15 protein-coding genes are annotated in these 14,672 nt (G+C 67.7%); 10 read left to right on the forward strand and 5 right to left on the reverse strand.

Annotation, left to right across the window (positions count from 1 at the left end):
• The first annotated feature begins 1 nt into the window (after window position 1).
• The 4 genes from ACW175_RS24670 to queG all read left to right on the forward strand — a co-directional run bounded on the left by ACW175_RS24670 (window position 2) and on the right by queG (window position 4,324).
• Window positions 2-931: a cation diffusion facilitator family transporter gene (locus tag ACW175_RS24670; protein ID WP_492102531.1), complete on the forward strand. Its 930-nt coding sequence runs from the start codon at window positions 2-4 to the stop codon at window positions 929-931.
• Between the two features lie 33 nt (window positions 932-964).
• Window positions 965-2,416 carry a D-glycero-beta-D-manno-heptose-7-phosphate kinase gene (rfaE1, locus tag ACW175_RS24675; RefSeq protein WP_492102532.1) on the forward strand — a complete coding sequence of 484 codons (1,452 nt, stop codon included), beginning with the start codon at window positions 965-967 and terminating at the stop codon, window positions 2,414-2,416.
• A 125-nt stretch (window positions 2,417-2,541) separates the two neighbouring features.
• Window positions 2,542-3,228, forward strand: coding sequence for an FtsZ-binding protein FzlA (gene fzlA, locus ACW175_RS24680; RefSeq protein ID WP_492102533.1), 687 nt, complete (start codon window positions 2,542-2,544; stop codon window positions 3,226-3,228).
• Window positions 3,209-4,324 carry a tRNA epoxyqueuosine(34) reductase QueG gene (gene queG, locus ACW175_RS24685; protein WP_492102534.1) on the forward strand — a complete coding sequence of 372 codons (1,116 nt, stop codon included), beginning with the start codon at window positions 3,209-3,211 and terminating at the stop codon, window positions 4,322-4,324. The genes fzlA and queG overlap by 20 nt, the downstream gene beginning before the upstream one ends.
• A 4-nt stretch (window positions 4,325-4,328) precedes the next feature.
• On the opposite strand, the gene ACW175_RS24690 is transcribed toward queG, so the two are convergent.
• Entirely contained in the window at window positions 4,329-5,198 is an 870-nt protein-coding gene (locus ACW175_RS24690) for a UTP--glucose-1-phosphate uridylyltransferase (protein WP_492102535.1), read from the reverse strand.
• A 161-nt stretch (window positions 5,199-5,359) separates the two neighbouring features.
• Between ACW175_RS24690 and bamJ the strand changes: the two genes are divergently transcribed.
• Window positions 5,360-5,857 (forward strand): BamJ family beta-barrel-assembly machinery protein, encoded by a 498-nt coding sequence (bamJ, locus tag ACW175_RS24695; RefSeq protein ID WP_492102536.1) that lies wholly within the window; start codon window positions 5,360-5,362, stop codon window positions 5,855-5,857.
• A 6-nt stretch (window positions 5,858-5,863) separates the two neighbouring features.
• Here the strand turns inward: bamJ and ACW175_RS24700 are convergent, their stop codons facing one another.
• The 3 genes from ACW175_RS24700 to rfbC form a co-directional block, all read right to left on the reverse strand.
• A complete protein-coding gene (locus ACW175_RS24700; protein ID WP_492102537.1) occupies window positions 5,864-7,066 on the reverse strand; it encodes a threonine ammonia-lyase in 1,203 nt (400 codons plus the stop codon).
• An 87-nt stretch (window positions 7,067-7,153) separates the two neighbouring features.
• Entirely contained in the window at window positions 7,154-8,053 is a 900-nt protein-coding gene (locus tag ACW175_RS24705; RefSeq protein WP_492102538.1) for an alpha/beta fold hydrolase, read from the reverse strand.
• 1 nt (window position 8,054) lies between these two features.
• Window positions 8,055-8,618, reverse strand: coding sequence for a dTDP-4-dehydrorhamnose 3,5-epimerase (gene rfbC / locus ACW175_RS24710; protein ID WP_492102539.1), 564 nt, complete (start codon window positions 8,616-8,618; stop codon window positions 8,055-8,057).
• Window positions 8,619-8,654: 36 nt separating this feature from the next.
• Between rfbC and ACW175_RS24715 the strand changes: the two genes are divergently transcribed.
• Window positions 8,655-9,713 carry a glycosyltransferase family 2 protein gene (locus ACW175_RS24715; protein WP_492102540.1) on the forward strand — a complete coding sequence of 353 codons (1,059 nt, stop codon included), beginning with the start codon at window positions 8,655-8,657 and terminating at the stop codon, window positions 9,711-9,713.
• Here the strand turns inward: ACW175_RS24715 and argE are convergent.
• On the reverse strand, window positions 9,676-10,854 hold the full coding sequence (gene argE / locus ACW175_RS24720) for an acetylornithine deacetylase (RefSeq protein ID WP_492102541.1): 1,179 nt from the start codon (window positions 10,852-10,854) through the stop codon (window positions 9,676-9,678). The two genes, ACW175_RS24715 and argE, sit on opposite strands and share 38 nt — an antisense overlap.
• Window positions 10,855-10,954: 100 nt before the next feature.
• Between argE and ACW175_RS24725 the strand changes: the two genes are divergently transcribed.
• The 4 genes from ACW175_RS24725 to rfbD all read left to right on the forward strand — a co-directional run bounded on the left by ACW175_RS24725 (window position 10,955) and on the right by rfbD (window position 14,560).
• Window positions 10,955-11,590 carry a glutathione S-transferase N-terminal domain-containing protein gene (locus ACW175_RS24725; protein WP_492102542.1) on the forward strand — a complete coding sequence of 212 codons (636 nt, stop codon included), beginning with the start codon at window positions 10,955-10,957 and terminating at the stop codon, window positions 11,588-11,590.
• 90 nt (window positions 11,591-11,680) lie between these two features.
• A complete protein-coding gene (purU, locus tag ACW175_RS24730; protein WP_492102543.1) occupies window positions 11,681-12,538 on the forward strand; it encodes a formyltetrahydrofolate deformylase in 858 nt (285 codons plus the stop codon).
• 94 nt (window positions 12,539-12,632) lie between these two features.
• A complete protein-coding gene (gene rfbB, locus ACW175_RS24735; protein ID WP_492102544.1) occupies window positions 12,633-13,700 on the forward strand; it encodes a dTDP-glucose 4,6-dehydratase in 1,068 nt (355 codons plus the stop codon).
• Window positions 13,700-14,560, forward strand: a complete 861-nt coding sequence (rfbD, locus tag ACW175_RS24740; RefSeq protein WP_492102545.1) for a dTDP-4-dehydrorhamnose reductase — start codon at window positions 13,700-13,702, stop codon at window positions 14,558-14,560. Before rfbB ends, rfbD begins: the two co-directional genes overlap by 1 nt.
• The last annotated feature ends 112 nt before the right edge of the window (window positions 14,561-14,672 follow it).

Here is a 14,672-nt window from a genome sequence, read left to right on the forward strand (position 1 = left end):
CATGAGCCTCTCCTCCACTTCGCCCGAAACGCGCGCCGCCACTCGGCGCGTGGCCCTCCTGTCGGTCGCGGTCGCGGCGGTCCTGATCGTGGTCAAGGCGATCGCCTGGCATATGAGCGGCTCGGTGGCGATCCTGGCCTCGCTGTCGGACTCGGCGCTCGACCTCGTCGCCTCGCTGATCACGGTCTATGCGGTGCGCTACGCGGCCGAGCCGCCGGACGCCGAGCACCGCTTCGGCCATGGCAAGGCGGAAGCGTTTTCAAGCCTGATGCAGGGCGGTCTGGTTTTCGCCTCCGGCGCCCTGATCGGGCGAGAGGCGATCGACGCCCTGCTGCATCCACATCCAGTCCAGCACGGCCTGGCCGGCGTGGTGGTGATGATCGTCTCGATCGGCCTGACCCTGGCCCTGATCACGGCCCAGACACGCGTGGTGAAGGCCAGCGGCTCGATCGCGATTTCCGGAGACCGGGCCCACTACGCCGCCGACCTCGCCTCCAACGCCGTGGCATTGGTCGGCGTCGGCGCCGCGGCCTGGCTGAACATGGCCTGGATCGACTCGGCCGCGGGCCTGGTGGTGGCGCTTTGGTTGATCTGGGGCGCGATCGGCGTCTTCCGCGAGGCTTCGGCCCAGTTGATGGACAAGGAGCTGCCCGAGACGGAACGCGAGCGGATCGTTCTCCTGGCCACCGCGGATCCGCGCATGCTGGGCGTCCACCAGCTACGCACTCGTGCTTCCGGCCCGTACGTCCATATGCAGATGCACGCCGATCTGGCCGCCGACATCTCGTTGGCCGAGGCGCATACGATCATGGTCGCCGCCGAAAACAGGCTGCTCGAGGCGTTCCCATCGGCCGATATCATCATTCACCCCGACCCTAGGGGATTGGCCGAGCGGCACGGCGGTCTGTTCGCCGAAACGGTCGAGGGTTGAGTTCCCCGAGCCGGTGAGAGTACGGATCGCCGTATGAACGACACGCTCGCCCATCTCCCCCACGCCTTCGCCGGCAAGACCGTGCTGGTTCTCGGCGACGTGATGCTGGACCGCTTCATCTACGGCGCGGTCGACCGCATCTCGCCCGAGGCGCCGGTGCCGGTGATCGCGGTCGAGAAGGAAGCCGCCATGCTGGGCGGCGCGGGCAATGTCGCGCGCAACGTCGCCGCGCTGGGCGCCAAGGCGGTGCTGATCGGCCTCGTCGGCCAGGACGACGCGGGCGCGGCCCTACGCGGCATGATCGACGCCGAGATCGGCCTGGAGGCGGCGCTGGTCACCGACAGCCAGCGGCGCACGACCGAGAAGGTCCGCTACATCTCCGGTTCGCATCAGATGCTGCGCGTCGACCGGGAGGATCGTGGTCCTGGCGACAACGCGGCTCTCTTGTCCGCTTTCAAGGCCCGCCTGGCCGCCGCCGATGTCGTGGTGCTGTCGGACTACGCCAAGGGCGTGCTGACCGCCGAGGTGGTGCGTGGGGCGATCGACGCCGCCCGCGCGGCCGGCAAGCCGGTGATCGTCGATCCCAAGAGCCGCGACTTCGCCCGCTATGACGGCGCGACCCTGATCAAGCCCAACCGCAAGGAGGCGGCCGAGGCCACCGGCATCGTCGATAATTCGGACGAGGCCTCGGAAGACGCCGGCGCGGCGATCCTGGCCATGGCGCCGGCCCTGGAGGCGGCGCTGATCACGCGCGGCGGCGCGGGCATGACCCTGTCGGTGCGCGGCCAGCCTCATCTGCACCTGCCGGCCACGGCGGTCGAGGTGTTCGACGTGTCCGGCGCCGGCGACACCGTGGCCGCGACCCTGGCCCTGGCCGTGGCGGCGGGCGCGAGCCTGGCCGACGCCGCCCGCCTGGCCAACCTGGCCGGCGGCTTGGTCGTGGCCAAGCTCGGCACAGACGTCGTCACCGCCGCCGAGCTGACCGCCGTCGCTGGTTCCGCCCAGGGCGAGCCTGGCGAGATCAAGATCGCCGACCGCGACCACGCTCGGCGGATCGTCGAGGGCTGGCGGGCGCGCGGCCTGAAGGTCGGCTTCACCAACGGCTGCTTTGATTTGCTGCATCCCGGCCACGTCTCGCTGCTCAGCCAGGCCAAGGCCGCCTGCGACCGGTTGATCGTCGGCCTCAATACCGACGCCTCGGTCTCCAAGCTGAAGGGCCCGAGCCGGCCGGTGCAGAAGGAGCAGGGCCGCGCCACGGTGCTGGCGTCGCTGTCGTCGGTCGACCTGGTGGTGCTGTTCGGCGAGGAGACGCCGCTGGCGCTGATCGAGGCCTTCCGCCCCGACGTGCTGGTCAAGGGCGCCGACTACACGGTCGAGACGGTGGTTGGCTCGGACGTGGTGCTCGGCTACGGCGGCAAGGTTGTCCTGGCGGAGCTCAAACAGGGCCAGAGCACGACGAACCTGATTGCTCGAATGAACAGCTAACCGTGCTGTCGCCCAGCAAAAGCGCCGCACAAAGGCCTGCTTTTCTTGAGTAAACCCCGTTCAGCAATCTCTTGTTAAGCAAAGCGGCGCATCGCTCTTTCGATGCAGCCTGAGCGTAACTGGGCATGAGCGTCGAACGCACCCTACACCATTTCCCCCTCGACCCCGCCTCGCGACAGGTGCGCCTGGCGCTGGGCGAGAAGCGGCTGCCGTTCGTCGAGATCCAGGTCCGCTACTGGGAGATGCCGCCGGAGTTCACCTCGCTGAACCCGTCGGGCATGCCGCCGGTGCTGGTCGAGACCCGCCACCAGCGGAACCTCGTGGTCTGCGAAACCCGCGCCATCCTCGAGCATATCGAGGAGACCGAGACCGAGCCGCCGCTGCTGGGCCGTGATCCCAGCGAGCGCGCCGAGGCCCGTCGTCTGCTGCAATGGTTCGATCGCAAGTTCGACAACGAGGTCAACGGCTTCCTGCTTCACGAGAAGATGGAGAAGCGGCTGCTGCGCATGGGCGCGCCCGATCTGGCCGCCCTGCGGCAGGGGCGCGAGGCGCTGCGCGCGCACCTGGGCTATATCGACGGCCTGTTGCAGACCCGCGACTGGCTGGCGGGTCGCCGCATGAGCCTGGCCGACTTCGCGGCCGCCGCCCACCTGTCGGTCATCGACTATTTCGGCGACGTGCCCTGGAAGGACTTCTCCACGGCCAAGACCTGGTACATGAAGCTGAAGTCGAGGCCGGCCTTCCGTCCGATCCTGGCCGACCGCTGGCCCGGCCTCGCGCCGGCCGCGCACTATGACGACCTCGACTTCTGAACTCTCGCCGCAAGCGATCAAGGACGAGATCCGCGCCGAGGCCCTGACGCTCGGCTTCTCGACCTGCGGCTTCGCCGACGCTTCGGCGGCCTGGCCGAACGGCGAATGGCTGAAGGCCTTTGTCGAGGCCAAGCGCCACGGCGACATGGGCTGGATGGAAGAGACGCTGGAGCGGCGTTCGCACCCCACCGCCATGTGGACCGAGGCCAGATCGGCGGTGGTGCTGGGCGTCAACTACGGGCCGGACATCGATCCGTTGGAGCGGCTGGCGCGCGCTGACCACGCCGCCATCTCGGTCTACGCCCAGGGCGACGACTATCACGATGTCATCAAGAAGCGGCTGAAGCTGCTGGCCGGCTGGATGCATCGCCGGTTCGGAAGCGACGTGAAGGTCTTCGTCGACACCGCCCCCTTGATGGAAAAGCCGCTGGCGCAGCGGGCGGGGCTAGGCTGGCAGGGCAAGCACACCAATCTCGTTTCGCGCCAATTTGGCTCGTGGCTGTTCCTGGGTAGCGTGCTGACCACGCTCGATCTGCCGCCGGACGAAGCCGAGGTCGATCACTGCGGCCGGTGCAACGCCTGCCTCGACATCTGCCCGACCAAGGCCTTTCCCGCGCCCCGCCAGCTGGATGCGCGGCGCTGCATCTCGTACCTGACGATCGAATTGGCCGGTCCGATTCCGGCGGAGTTCCGGCCGGCGATGGGCAACCGGATCTATGGCTGCGACGACTGCCTGGCGGTCTGCCCGTGGAACAAGTTCGCGTCGCTGTCGAGCGAGGCCAAGCTTCAGGCGCGCGAGGAGCTGCGCCAGCCGACCCTGGCCGAACTGGCGGTGCTGGACGACGCCGCGTTCAGGGCGCTGTTCTCGAAGAACCCGATCAAGCGGATCGGCCGCGATCGCTTCGTGCGCAACGTGCTCTACGCGATCGGCAACAGCGGCGATGTGGGCCTGATGGCGGTGGTCGAGCCGCTGCTGGCCGATCCCACGCCGGTGGTGCGCGGCGCGGCCGTATGGGCCGCGCGGCGACTGCTCGGCGACGCCTCGGCGCTCAAGCGCGCCGAGGACGATGCCGAGGTTCTGGCCGAGTGGGCCTGAAGGCCTACTTCAGCAGATCTTCGATGGCGGCGCGGGCGGCGGCGCCCAGTTCCGGATTGGCCAGGGCCAGGGCGACATTGGCCCGCAGCAGGCCGATCTTGTCGCCGCAGTCATAGGTGACGCCGTCATATTCCAGAGCGTGGAAGTCCTGGCTGGTCAGCAGCTTCAGCATCGAGTCGGTCAGCTGGATCTCGTTACCGGCGCCCTTCTCCTGGCTGGCCAGCAGATCGAAGATCTCGGGCTGCAGGATGTAGCGGCCGCTGATGAACAGGTTCGATGGTTCCGTGCCCTTCGGCGGCTTCTCGACCATGCCGGTCATGCGGTTCAGGCGGCCGTCCTGGCCGTCCAGCGCGACGATGCCGTACTGGTGGGCCTGGCCCTCGGGGCAGGGCTCGACCACGACGATATTGCCGCCGACCTGGTCATAGGCCTCGATGGCCTGGGCCAGGGCCGAGGTCTGGGCGTGCATGACCATGTCGGGCAGCATGACCGCGAAGGGCTCGTCGCCGATGATGTCGCGGGCGCACCACACCGCATGGCCCAGGCCAAGCGGGGCCATCTGGCGGACGAAGCTCATCTCGCCGGGCCTGGGCAGCTCGCCCAGCAGTTCGTTGAGCAGGTCGGTCTTTCCCTTGGCGGCCAGGGCGGCTTCCAGTTCGACCTGGTGGTCGAAATAGTCCTCGATCGCGCCCTTGTTGCGGCCGGTGACGAAGACGAAGTGCTCGATCCCCGCCGCGCGGCCTTCGGCGACGATGTAGGACAGGATGGGCCGGTCGACGACGTTCAGCAGTTCCTTCGGGGTGGTCTTCGTGCCTGGCAGCACGCGGGTGCCAAAGCCAGCGACGGGAAGGACGGCTTTACGAACGGGTTTCATGAGCGGCTCGTCTGATGTTCGGGAGGCCGTTCTAAGAGGGCTCGCCAGCGAAAGCCACCACTGTTCCGTGAAATCAACGCCCGCCCGCGCCAATGCTTGCGCGGAGATGGAATCCCGGGCGGTCCGTGCTAGCTGGACGGCCTGAACGTTTGAGGTCTCCCATGCATCGCCGTGCTCTTCTCGTCACCCTCGCCGCCGCCGGTCTGGCTCTGGCCGCCTGCGGGCCCAGCAAGAAGGCGCGGGAAAACCTCTCCATCGCCGACGCCTTCATGGCCAAGAACGCCAAGGAGCCGGGCGTCGTCACCCTGCCGCAGGGCCTGCAATACAAGGTGGTGCGTGAAGGTCCGCAAGGCGGCCTGCACCCGACCCAGGCCGACGAGGTCAAGGTCCACTATGAGGGCAAGTTGCTGGACGGCACGGTGTTCGATTCCAGCTACGAGCGCGGCGTGCCGGCGGTGTTCCCGCTGGACGGCCTGGTGCCGGCCTGGGTCATCGCCCTGCAGCGCATGAAGGCGGGCGACGAATGGATCCTCTACGTGCCGCCGGCCCTGGGCTACGGCGCGCAGGACAAGGGGCCGATCCCGGGCAACAGCGTGATGATCTTCAAGATCGAGCTGCTGGACGTGAACCGGCTGGGTCCGGGCAAGCCTAAGGAATAGGCGGCCTTAGACCACCCGCGGCGGGTAACCGCTCTCGCGCAGGGCGTTCATGACGTCCTGGGTGTGCTGGGCGTCGCGGGTTTCGATGGTGATGTCGAACTCCGCGCCCTTGGCCGGCACGTCCAGGGCCAACCGGTTGTGGTTGACCTCGATGATATTGGCGCCCATCGCGCCGATCACGCTGGCCACGGTCGACAGCAGTCCGGGACGGTCGTCGCCGATGATCCGCAGGCTGATCAGGCGCTGGGCGCGGACAAGTTCGCGGGTCAGGACCGAGGCCAGCAGGCGGGTGTCGATATTGCCGCCGCACAGGATCAGGCCGCACTTCTTGCCCCGGAAGCGCTCCGGATAGGCCAGCAGGGCCGCCAGCGAGGCCGCCCCAGCCCCTTCAGCGATGGTCTTCTCGACATTGCAGTACAGCGCCACGGCCTGCTCGATATAGGGCTCTTCCAGCAGCAGCACGTCGTCGATCAGCGGGCGGGCGACGCCATAGGTCAGATCGCCGACCGTCTTGACCGCCACGCCCTCGGCGATGGTCTGGCCGCCGCAATGGGCGGTGATGCCGCGCATCTTGGCGGTGAAGGACGGGTACATGGCCGGCTCGCAGCCAATGATGTGGATATCGGACTTCAGCGCCTTGGCCGCGGTGGCCACGCCGCTGATCAGGCCGCCGCCGCCGATCGGCACCGGCAGCACTTCCAGGTCCGGCGCGTCTTCGAGCATTTCCAGGGCGATCGTACCCTGGCCGGCCATGATGTCGTAGTCGTCGAACGGGTGGACGAAGGTCAGGCCCTGCTCGTCACGCAGCTTGCGGGCGTGGGCGTTGGCGTCGTCATAGGTTTCGCCCTCGATGACCACCGTCGCGCCGAAGTCACGGGTGTGCTGCACCTTCACGAACGGCGTGGTGCGCGGCATGACGATTGTGACCGGCACGCCGAGACGGGCGCCGTGATAGGCCAGACCCTGGGCGTGGTTGCCGGCGCTGGCGGCGATGACGCCCTGCTTCTTCTCGGCGTCCGACAGCAGCATCAGCTTGTTCAGCGCGCCGCGCTCCTTGTAGGCGGCGGTGAACTGCAGGTTCTCGAATTTCACCCAGACCTCGGCGCCGGTGATCTTTGACAGGGTCTTGGAGTGGCGGCACGGCGTGCGCTCGATCTGACCCTTCAGGCGGCCGGCGGCGGCTTGGATGGCGGCGAGGTCGAGGGTCATCGGTTCAGCACTCTATCGCGGCGAGGAACGGGCCGTGGCGGGCGTCTAACACGGCCAAGCCGCCAAAACACCCCTTGGGGGCTTCCCTCAGGGCGCTTCGCTCAGCAGGTTTTCTATTCCCGCCCAGGCTTCTGGTTCAGTCAGCATCGGCGCGTGGCCGACGCCGGGAACCTCGGCATAGGCCATGGCCGGCGCGGCGGCGCACATGCGCTCGGCGATGGCGGGGTCGATCAGGTCGGAGATCCCGCCGCGCACCAGCAGCAGCGGGCGATCCTTCGCCAGGGCGCGGAACAGCGGGTACATGTCCGGCGGGGTCAGGGCCGCGCCACCTTCGGCCTGGGACTTCGCTGCGGCCGCTGCGGCCGCTTTGATCGGCGCGGAAATGTCCGGGTCGTAGGCCAGGACGTAGCCGCCGTCCTTTTCATCGAACAGACGGCGGGCGAAGACATCCCAGTCCTTGGCGGCGTAGCCGGGGAAAGCGGCTTCATTGATCGCCTTGGCGTAGGCGACGGCGTCGCCCCAGGTCTCGAACCGGCTGGCCATGCCGGTGTAGCCGGCGATGCGGGCCAGGCCGACAGGCGACAGCTCGGGGCCGACATCGTTCAGCACGGCGGCGGCGATGGCCTCGGGCTTCAGCGAGGTCAGCACCATGGTGATCAGCCCGCCCATACTGGTGCCGACGAACACCGCCTTCTCGATCCCGGCCGCCGCCAGCAGCGACAGGATGTCGGCGGCGTAGGTCCCCGGATGGTAGTTCATCGGGTTCGGATCGTGCGCCGACAGGCCCCGGCCGCGCACGTCGACCGCCAGAACCCGGCGGCCCGTGGCGGCGATCCTCGGGGCCAGTTCCTCGAAGTCGCGGGCGTTGCGGGTCAGGCCGTGGATGCAGATCACCGGCAGTTTCGTGGCTTCACCGACGGGCGCGTAGTCGCGGGCATGCAGCGGCAGGCCTTCGTGCGAGGTCCAGAAGAAGTCGGTGAAGCTCATGTCAGGCCTCGTAGATGAAGGGTGAATCGATCTCGGCTAGCAGCGGCGCGGCGTTGTCGCGGTCGTTGGCGGTGATCTCCGTAACCGGCGCCGGCCAATCGATGCCGATGGCCGGGTCGCTCCAGCGCACCGCGCCCTCGGCGGCCGGGGCATAGTAGCCGGTCACCTTGTAGAGCACCTCGCAGGCGTCGGTCAGGGTGACGTAGCCATGGGCGAAGCCCTTTGGCACCAGCAGTTGCTGGCGGTTCACGGCCGACAGTTCCGCCCCGACCCACTGGCCGTAGGTCGGAGAGCCTCGGCGAATGTCGACCGCGACGTCGAAGATCGACCCGACCACGCAGCGCAGCAGCTTGTCCTGGGCGTGCGGCGGCTTCTGGTAGTGCAGCCCGCGCTGGATTCCGCGCGTGGTCGAGCGGACATGGTTGTCCTGGACGAACGCGGCCGAGAAGCCGACCTCCTCCAGCGCCGACTGACGGAACGTCTCGGAAAACCAGCCTCGCTCATCGCCATGGCGCGCGGGCGTGATAAGCAGCACTTCGGGGATCGCCAGCGGCGTGATCTTCATGACGCGTATTTGCCTTGAGAAACGAACCGGCCACCGATGCCGCCTGAAAACCCGAAAAACAAGCCAGCGAACGAAAACAAGAGCGGCCCGCTCGTAAGCGTGATCATCGTCTCCTACCAGAGCGGCCCGACCCTCGAGCCGTGCCTGGACAGGCTGGCGGCCCAAACCTTCCGCGACTTCGAGACGATCCTGATCGACAACGCCTCGACCGACGGCGCGCCGCGGGCGGCGGCCAAGGCCCATCCGTGGGTCGATTTCGTCGAGGCGGGCGCCAACCTGGGCTTCGCGGCCGGCAACAACTTCGCGGCACGGCGCGCCAAGGGGCGCTGGCTGGTCCTGCTCAATCCCGACGCCTATGCAGAGCCCGAATGGCTGGCCGAATTGATGGCCGGCGTCGACCGTCATCCGACCGTCAAGAGCTTCGCCTCCCTGCAGCTGTCGGCCGACCGGCCGGGCCTGCTGGATGGGGCCGGCGACAACGTCACCAGCGCCGGCATACCGTTCCGAGGCGGGTATGGCCGCCAGGCGCCGGCGGTTCTACCCGAGGGTGAGGTGTTCTCGGCCTGCGGCGCGGCCATGCTGATCGATCGCGAACTGTTCCTCGCGGTCGGCGGCTTCGACGAGCGCTACTTCTGCTACTGCGAGGACGTCGACTTGGGCTACCGCCTGCGGCTCTACGACTATCCGACCCTGCTGCTGCCCAAGGCCAAGGTCGCTCACGTCGGTTCGGCCAGTACTGGCGTGCGCTCTGACTTCTCGATCTTCCACGGCTCGCGCAACCGGATCTGGACCTTCGTCAAGAACACGCCAGGCTGGCTGTTCCCGGTCACCTTACCGCTGCATGTGGCGGTGACGGCGGGCTTGCTGCTGCTGCACTGGCGGCGTGGCGACGTGGCGCCGGCCATCCGGGGCGTCAAGGCGGCGCTGAAGCGCGAGGACCTGGATCAGGTCTTGGCGGACCGCCGCGCGATCCAGGCCAGGCGCAAGGCTTCGCCGGCGGCGATCCTGCGGGTGATGTCGATCGACCCGGCCGCGTTCATCGGCCGGCGGTTCGTCATCAGGAAGTGGAAAGATCCTCGATCAACCGCCTCATGAACGCGGCCCCGCGCTGCATCTGGCTGATCTCGACATACTCGTCGGGCTGGTGGGCTTGGTCGATCGAGCCGGGGCCGCAGATCACGGTGGAGAAGCCCGCGCCCTGGAATTGCCCGGCCTCGGCGGCATAGGGCACGACCCGGGCCGGGCCGTTGTCGCCGGCCAACTTGCGGGCGAAGGCCTCGGCGAGGCCGTTCTCTTCCGGCGCGAAGGCCGGGGTCAGCGAGCGGCGCTCGACCTTCACCCCGCCCTCGGGGGCCTTGGCCTTGATCTCGGCGTCCATCGCCTCGGCGGCGGCGAAGAAGTCGGCCAGGATCGCCATCGGCTCCAGACTGGCTGGGGTGCGCAGGTCGAACACGAACACGCACTCGCGGGCCAGGATGTTGACGGCCGTGCCGCCATTGACCTGGCCCACGGTCAGGGTCGCGCCCTTGGGGATGAACAGCGAGTTCGGGTCGGCCTCGCGCTCCAGCTTTTCGGAAAGCTCGACCAACTTCGCCATCAGCTTGATCGCCGCCATGTTGGCCGAGACGCCCAGGTGGGTCAGGCTGGAATGAGCCTCGCGGCCGGTGATGGTGACGATGAAACTGGCGATGCCCTTGTGGGCGCGGACGGCGACCATGTCGGTGGGCTCGCCGACGATGACCAGGGCGGGTCGGGGCAGGTCATTGGCGATGACCGCGATCATGTCCGGCGCGCCAAGGCAGCCGACCTCCTCGTCATAGGAGAAGGCCAGGTGGACGGGCTTTCTCAGCGTCGCCTGGGCAAGGTCCGGCGCGGCGGCCAGCGCCAGGGCCAGGAAGCCTTTCATGTCGCAGGTTCCCCGGCCGTAGAGCCGCCCGTCGCGCTCGGTCAGCACCCACGGATCGCTGGACCACGGCTGGCCGTCGACGGGGACGACGTCGGTATGGCCCGACAGCACGATTCCGCCCTCGACCGCCGGCCCGATGCTCGCCAAAAGATTGGACTTGGTCCCGTCGACGTTCGGCACCCGGCGGGTTGGGATATCCAGGCGGGCCAGGTACTGCTCGACCCACTGGATCAGCGCCAGGTTCGAGCGGCGAGAGGTGGTGTCGAACGCCACCAGCTTGGCCAGGATGTCGACGGCGCGTTCAGACAAGACTTCGGATGAGGAAACCATAGTCAGGAGCCTAGACCGCTTCCCTCGCGCCGCCCACCCGCGCGCGGCAAGATCGCGGTCCTGGGCGTTGTTGCCCCTAAAAGCCCGCAGGAGACACCCCATGATCGACCTCTACACCTGGACCACGCCCAACGGCCGCAAGGCCTCGATCATGCTGGAGGAGGTGGGCCTGCCCTACCGGGTCCACCCGGTGAACATCGGCAAGGACGAGCAGTTCGACCCGAAGTTTCTGGCCATCTCGCCCAACAACAAGATTCCGGCCATCGTCGATCACGACGCGAGCGGCGGCCCGCAGGCGGTGTTCGAAAGCGGCGCGATCCTGGTCTATCTCGCCGAGAAGACCGGCAAGCTGCTGGCGCCGGAGGGTCCGGAACGCTGGGCGGCCCTGGAATGGACCTTCTGGCAGGTGGGCGGCCTGGGTCCGATGGCTGGCCAGTACAACTATTTCGCCCTCCGCGCCGAGGAGAAGCTCCCCGCCGCCATCAACCGCTTCGGCGACGAGGTCGTGCGCCTTCTGGGCGTGATGGATCGGCGGCTGAACGACCACCCCTGGCTCGCCGGCGAGCACTATTCGATCGCCGACATCGCAAGCTATGCCTGGACCAAGGCCATCCTCGGCGCGCTGGCCAAGGCCGAGCCTGATCGCGAACCTGGCGTTCCCGCGGTGGAAGCCTGGGTGCAGGCGGTGGGCGGCCGCCAGGCCGTCCAGCGCGGCATGGATGTGCCACAGGTCTAGGAAAACGTCAGCCGCGCCGGAAAAAACGACCTCGCCTGATGCGGTCAGGCGCTTTTCTTCGGCGATGGGGTTCTCTAGAGGGAGCGGACCATGATCCTGACCCTCTCCTGCCCCGACCAGCGCGGCATCGTCGCCAAGGTGTCCGCCTTCCTCTTCGAGCGCGGCTGCAACATCCTCGACGCCCAGCAGTTCGACGACCAGGAGACCGGTCAGTTCTTCATGCGCGTGGTGTTCGACGCCGATGGCGCGGCCAAAAATCCAGAAGACCGCGCCGAGCTGCGCGACGCGTTCGTGGCCGTGGCTGACGCCTTCAAGATGAAGTGGACGCTGCGCGACCGCACGGAGCGCTATCGCGTGCTGCTGCTGGCCAGCAAGTTCGACCACTGCCTGGCCGATCTCGTCTATCGCTGGCGGATCGGTGAGCTGCCGATGGACATCGCCGGGGTCGTTTCCAACCACCCGGCGCGGACCTACGAGCACATCGACCTTTCAGGCCTGCCCTTCCACCACCTGCCGGTGACCAAGGAAACCAAGTTCGAGCAGGAAGCCGAACTCTGGAAGCTGATCCAGGAAACCCGGACCGACATCGTCGTGCTCGCCCGCTACATGCAGGTGCTGTCGGACGGCCTGTCGGCCAAGCTGCAGGGCCGCTGCATCAACATCCACCACTCGTTCCTGCCGGGCTTCAAGGGCGCGAAGCCCTACCACCAGGCCCATGCGCGCGGCGTGAAGCTGATCGGCGCCTCGGCCCACTACGTGACCGGCGATCTCGACGAAGGCCCGATCATCGAGCAGGACGTCGAGCGCATCAGCCATCGCGACACGCCGGAAGACCTTATCCGCAAGGGCCGAGACATCGAGCGCCGGGTGCTGGCCCGCGCCCTGCGCTATCGCCTGGAGGACCGGGTGCTGCTGAACGGTCGCAAGACGGTGGTGTTCACCGACTAAGGATCGCGTACCCGCGTTCTGGGGCTGGCTGTTGCGCGTACACTAAAAACTGGAGTACGGGGCGTGCTCTTTTAGGGCTTGAGCTTTCCAGCGCATGTCGCAGCAAAATCTTCGCGTGATGGTGACCGGCGGGTCGGGCTTCATCGGCTCGGCCGTGTGCCGTCATCTGGCCGGCCAGAACGACGTCGCGATTCTCAATTACGACAAGCTGACCTACGCGGCCTCGCCGGCCAGCCTGGCCATGCTGGAAGGCAAGGCCGACTACCAGTTCGTGCAAGGCGATGTGGCCGACGCGGCGACCGTCTCGGCCACGATCAAGGCCTTTCGCCCCAACGTGGTCATGCACCTGGCCGCCGAGAGCCATGTCGATCGCTCGATCACCGGCCCCGGCGACTTCGTCCAGACCAATATCGTCGGCGCCTATGTGATGCTGCAGGCGGCGCTGGAACACTGGCAGGGCCTCGAGGGCGACGAGAAGGCCGCGTTCCGCTTCCACCACATCTCCACCGATGAGGTGTTCGGCAGCCTGGGCGCGGAGGGCCTGTTCAGCGAAACCACGCCTTACGATCCACGCTCGCCCTATTCGGCCTCCAAGGCTTCGTCCGACCACCTGGCCCGCGCCTGGCATCACACCTACGGCCTGCCGGTGGTTATCTCGAACTGCTCGAACAACTACGGCCCGTATCACTTCCCAGAGAAGCTGATCCCGCTGGTCACGCTGAACGCCTTGGAGGGCAAGCCGCTGCCGGTCTACGGCAAGGGCGACAATGTCCGCGACTGGCTGCACGTCGAGGACCATGCCCGCGCCCTGCACCTGATCGCCACGCGGGGCGTCCCGGGCGAAAGCTACAATGTCGGCGGCCGCAACGAGCGAACCAACCTCCAGGTGGTCGAGGCGATCTGCGACGTGCTCGACGAGCTGCGCCCGATCGCCGGCCGGAGCCGCCGCGACCTGATCACCTTTGTCACCGACCGCCCGGGCCACGACGCCCGTTACGCGATCGACGCCACGAAGCTTGAGACCGAGCTGGGCTGGCGGGCGCGGGAAACCTTCGAGACCGGCCTGCGCAAGACCATCCAGTGGTACCTCGACAACGAGGCCTGGTGGGCGCCGTTACGCGCGCGCTATGCCGGCCAGCGCCTCGGACTGAAGACCGCCTGATGCGTATCGCCCTCTTCGGCGCGAACGGCCAGCTGGGGTCCGACCTCGTGGCGCTCGCGGCCCAGCGCGGCCTCGACCTGACGCCCGTGACCCGCGCCCAGGTCGACGCCGCCGATCCGTCGGCGAGCTTCGACGACCTCGACTTCGACGTCGCCATCAACTGCGTGGCGGTCACCCGCGTCGATGACTGCGAGAAGGATCCGGGTCCGGCCGTGGCGATCAACGCCCACTTCGCGGGCCGTCTGGCCAAGGCTTGCGCGGCCAGGGGCGCGCGGCTGGTGCAGGTCTCCACCGACTATGTCTATGGCGGCCAGGTCCAGCGCGAGCCGCTGTCGGAAGGAGTCGGCCGGGCGCCGGTCAACGTCTATGGCGCGACCAAGGCCCTGGGCGAGGATCTGGCCCGCCTGGAGCATGACGACGTCCTCGTCGCCCGGGTCGCCTCGCTGTTCGGCGTAGCGGGGGCCAGCGGCAAGGGGGGCAATTTCGTCGAGACCATGCTGCGCTTCGGTAAGGAGAAGGGCCGCCTGACCGTCGTCGCGGACCAGGTGATGTCGCCGACCGCCAGCCTCGACGCCGGCGAGGCCATCCTTGACCTGATCGCGGCCAAGGCTCCGGCGGGCGACTATCACGTGGTCAATTCGGGGACCGCCTCATGGTATGAGTTCGCGGAAGCGATCATCGCCAAGGCCGGTGTCGCCGCCGAGGTCGCGCCGATCCCGACCAGGCAATTCCCGACCCCCGCGAGCCGGCCGCCCTATAGCGCGCTGTCGAACGCCAAGCTGGTCGCCGCGATCGGTCGTCCGATGCCCGACTGGACGCTGGCTCTCGACCGTTACCTCACGGCCAAGGGGCATGTCTGAGGTCGCTTCGGTCAAAATTTCTTCGAAATCATCGCGTTGAAACCGCAAACCCTGAAACTAAGGGCTCACGCCACGGCGCGTTCCGCTCTAGGTTTCCGCCGTCAGGACTGAA

This window comes from Caulobacter sp. FV1ye6ST (assembly GCF_058681225.1).

Bases quoted from the DNA above. Each gene is read 5' to 3' on its own strand.
- ACW175_RS24670 (WP_492102531.1), top strand. From the start codon at position 2: ATGAGCCTCTCCTCCACTTCGCCCGAAACGCGCGCCGCCACTCGGCGC.
- rfaE1 (WP_492102532.1), top strand. From the start codon at position 965: ATGAACGACACGCTCGCCCATCTCCCCCACGCCTTCGCCGGCAAGACC.
- fzlA (WP_492102533.1), top strand. From the start codon at position 2,542: ATGAGCGTCGAACGCACCCTACACCATTTCCCCCTCGACCCCGCCTCG.
- queG (WP_492102534.1), top strand. From the start codon at position 3,209: ATGACGACCTCGACTTCTGAACTCTCGCCGCAAGCGATCAAGGACGAG.
- ACW175_RS24690 (WP_492102535.1), bottom strand. From the start codon at position 5,198: ATGAAACCCGTTCGTAAAGCCGTCCTTCCCGTCGCTGGCTTTGGCACC.
- bamJ (WP_492102536.1), top strand. From the start codon at position 5,360: ATGCATCGCCGTGCTCTTCTCGTCACCCTCGCCGCCGCCGGTCTGGCT.
- ACW175_RS24700 (WP_492102537.1), bottom strand. From the start codon at position 7,066: ATGACCCTCGACCTCGCCGCCATCCAAGCCGCCGCCGGCCGCCTGAAG.
- ACW175_RS24705 (WP_492102538.1), bottom strand. From the start codon at position 8,053: ATGAGCTTCACCGACTTCTTCTGGACCTCGCACGAAGGCCTGCCGCTG.
- rfbC (WP_492102539.1), bottom strand. From the start codon at position 8,618: ATGAAGATCACGCCGCTGGCGATCCCCGAAGTGCTGCTTATCACGCCC.
- ACW175_RS24715 (WP_492102540.1), top strand. From the start codon at position 8,655: ATGCCGCCTGAAAACCCGAAAAACAAGCCAGCGAACGAAAACAAGAGC.
- argE (WP_492102541.1), bottom strand. From the start codon at position 10,854: ATGGTTTCCTCATCCGAAGTCTTGTCTGAACGCGCCGTCGACATCCTG.
- ACW175_RS24725 (WP_492102542.1), top strand. From the start codon at position 10,955: ATGATCGACCTCTACACCTGGACCACGCCCAACGGCCGCAAGGCCTCG.
- purU (WP_492102543.1), top strand. From the start codon at position 11,681: ATGATCCTGACCCTCTCCTGCCCCGACCAGCGCGGCATCGTCGCCAAG.
- rfbB (WP_492102544.1), top strand. From the start codon at position 12,633: ATGTCGCAGCAAAATCTTCGCGTGATGGTGACCGGCGGGTCGGGCTTC.
- rfbD (WP_492102545.1), top strand. From the start codon at position 13,700: ATGCGTATCGCCCTCTTCGGCGCGAACGGCCAGCTGGGGTCCGACCTC.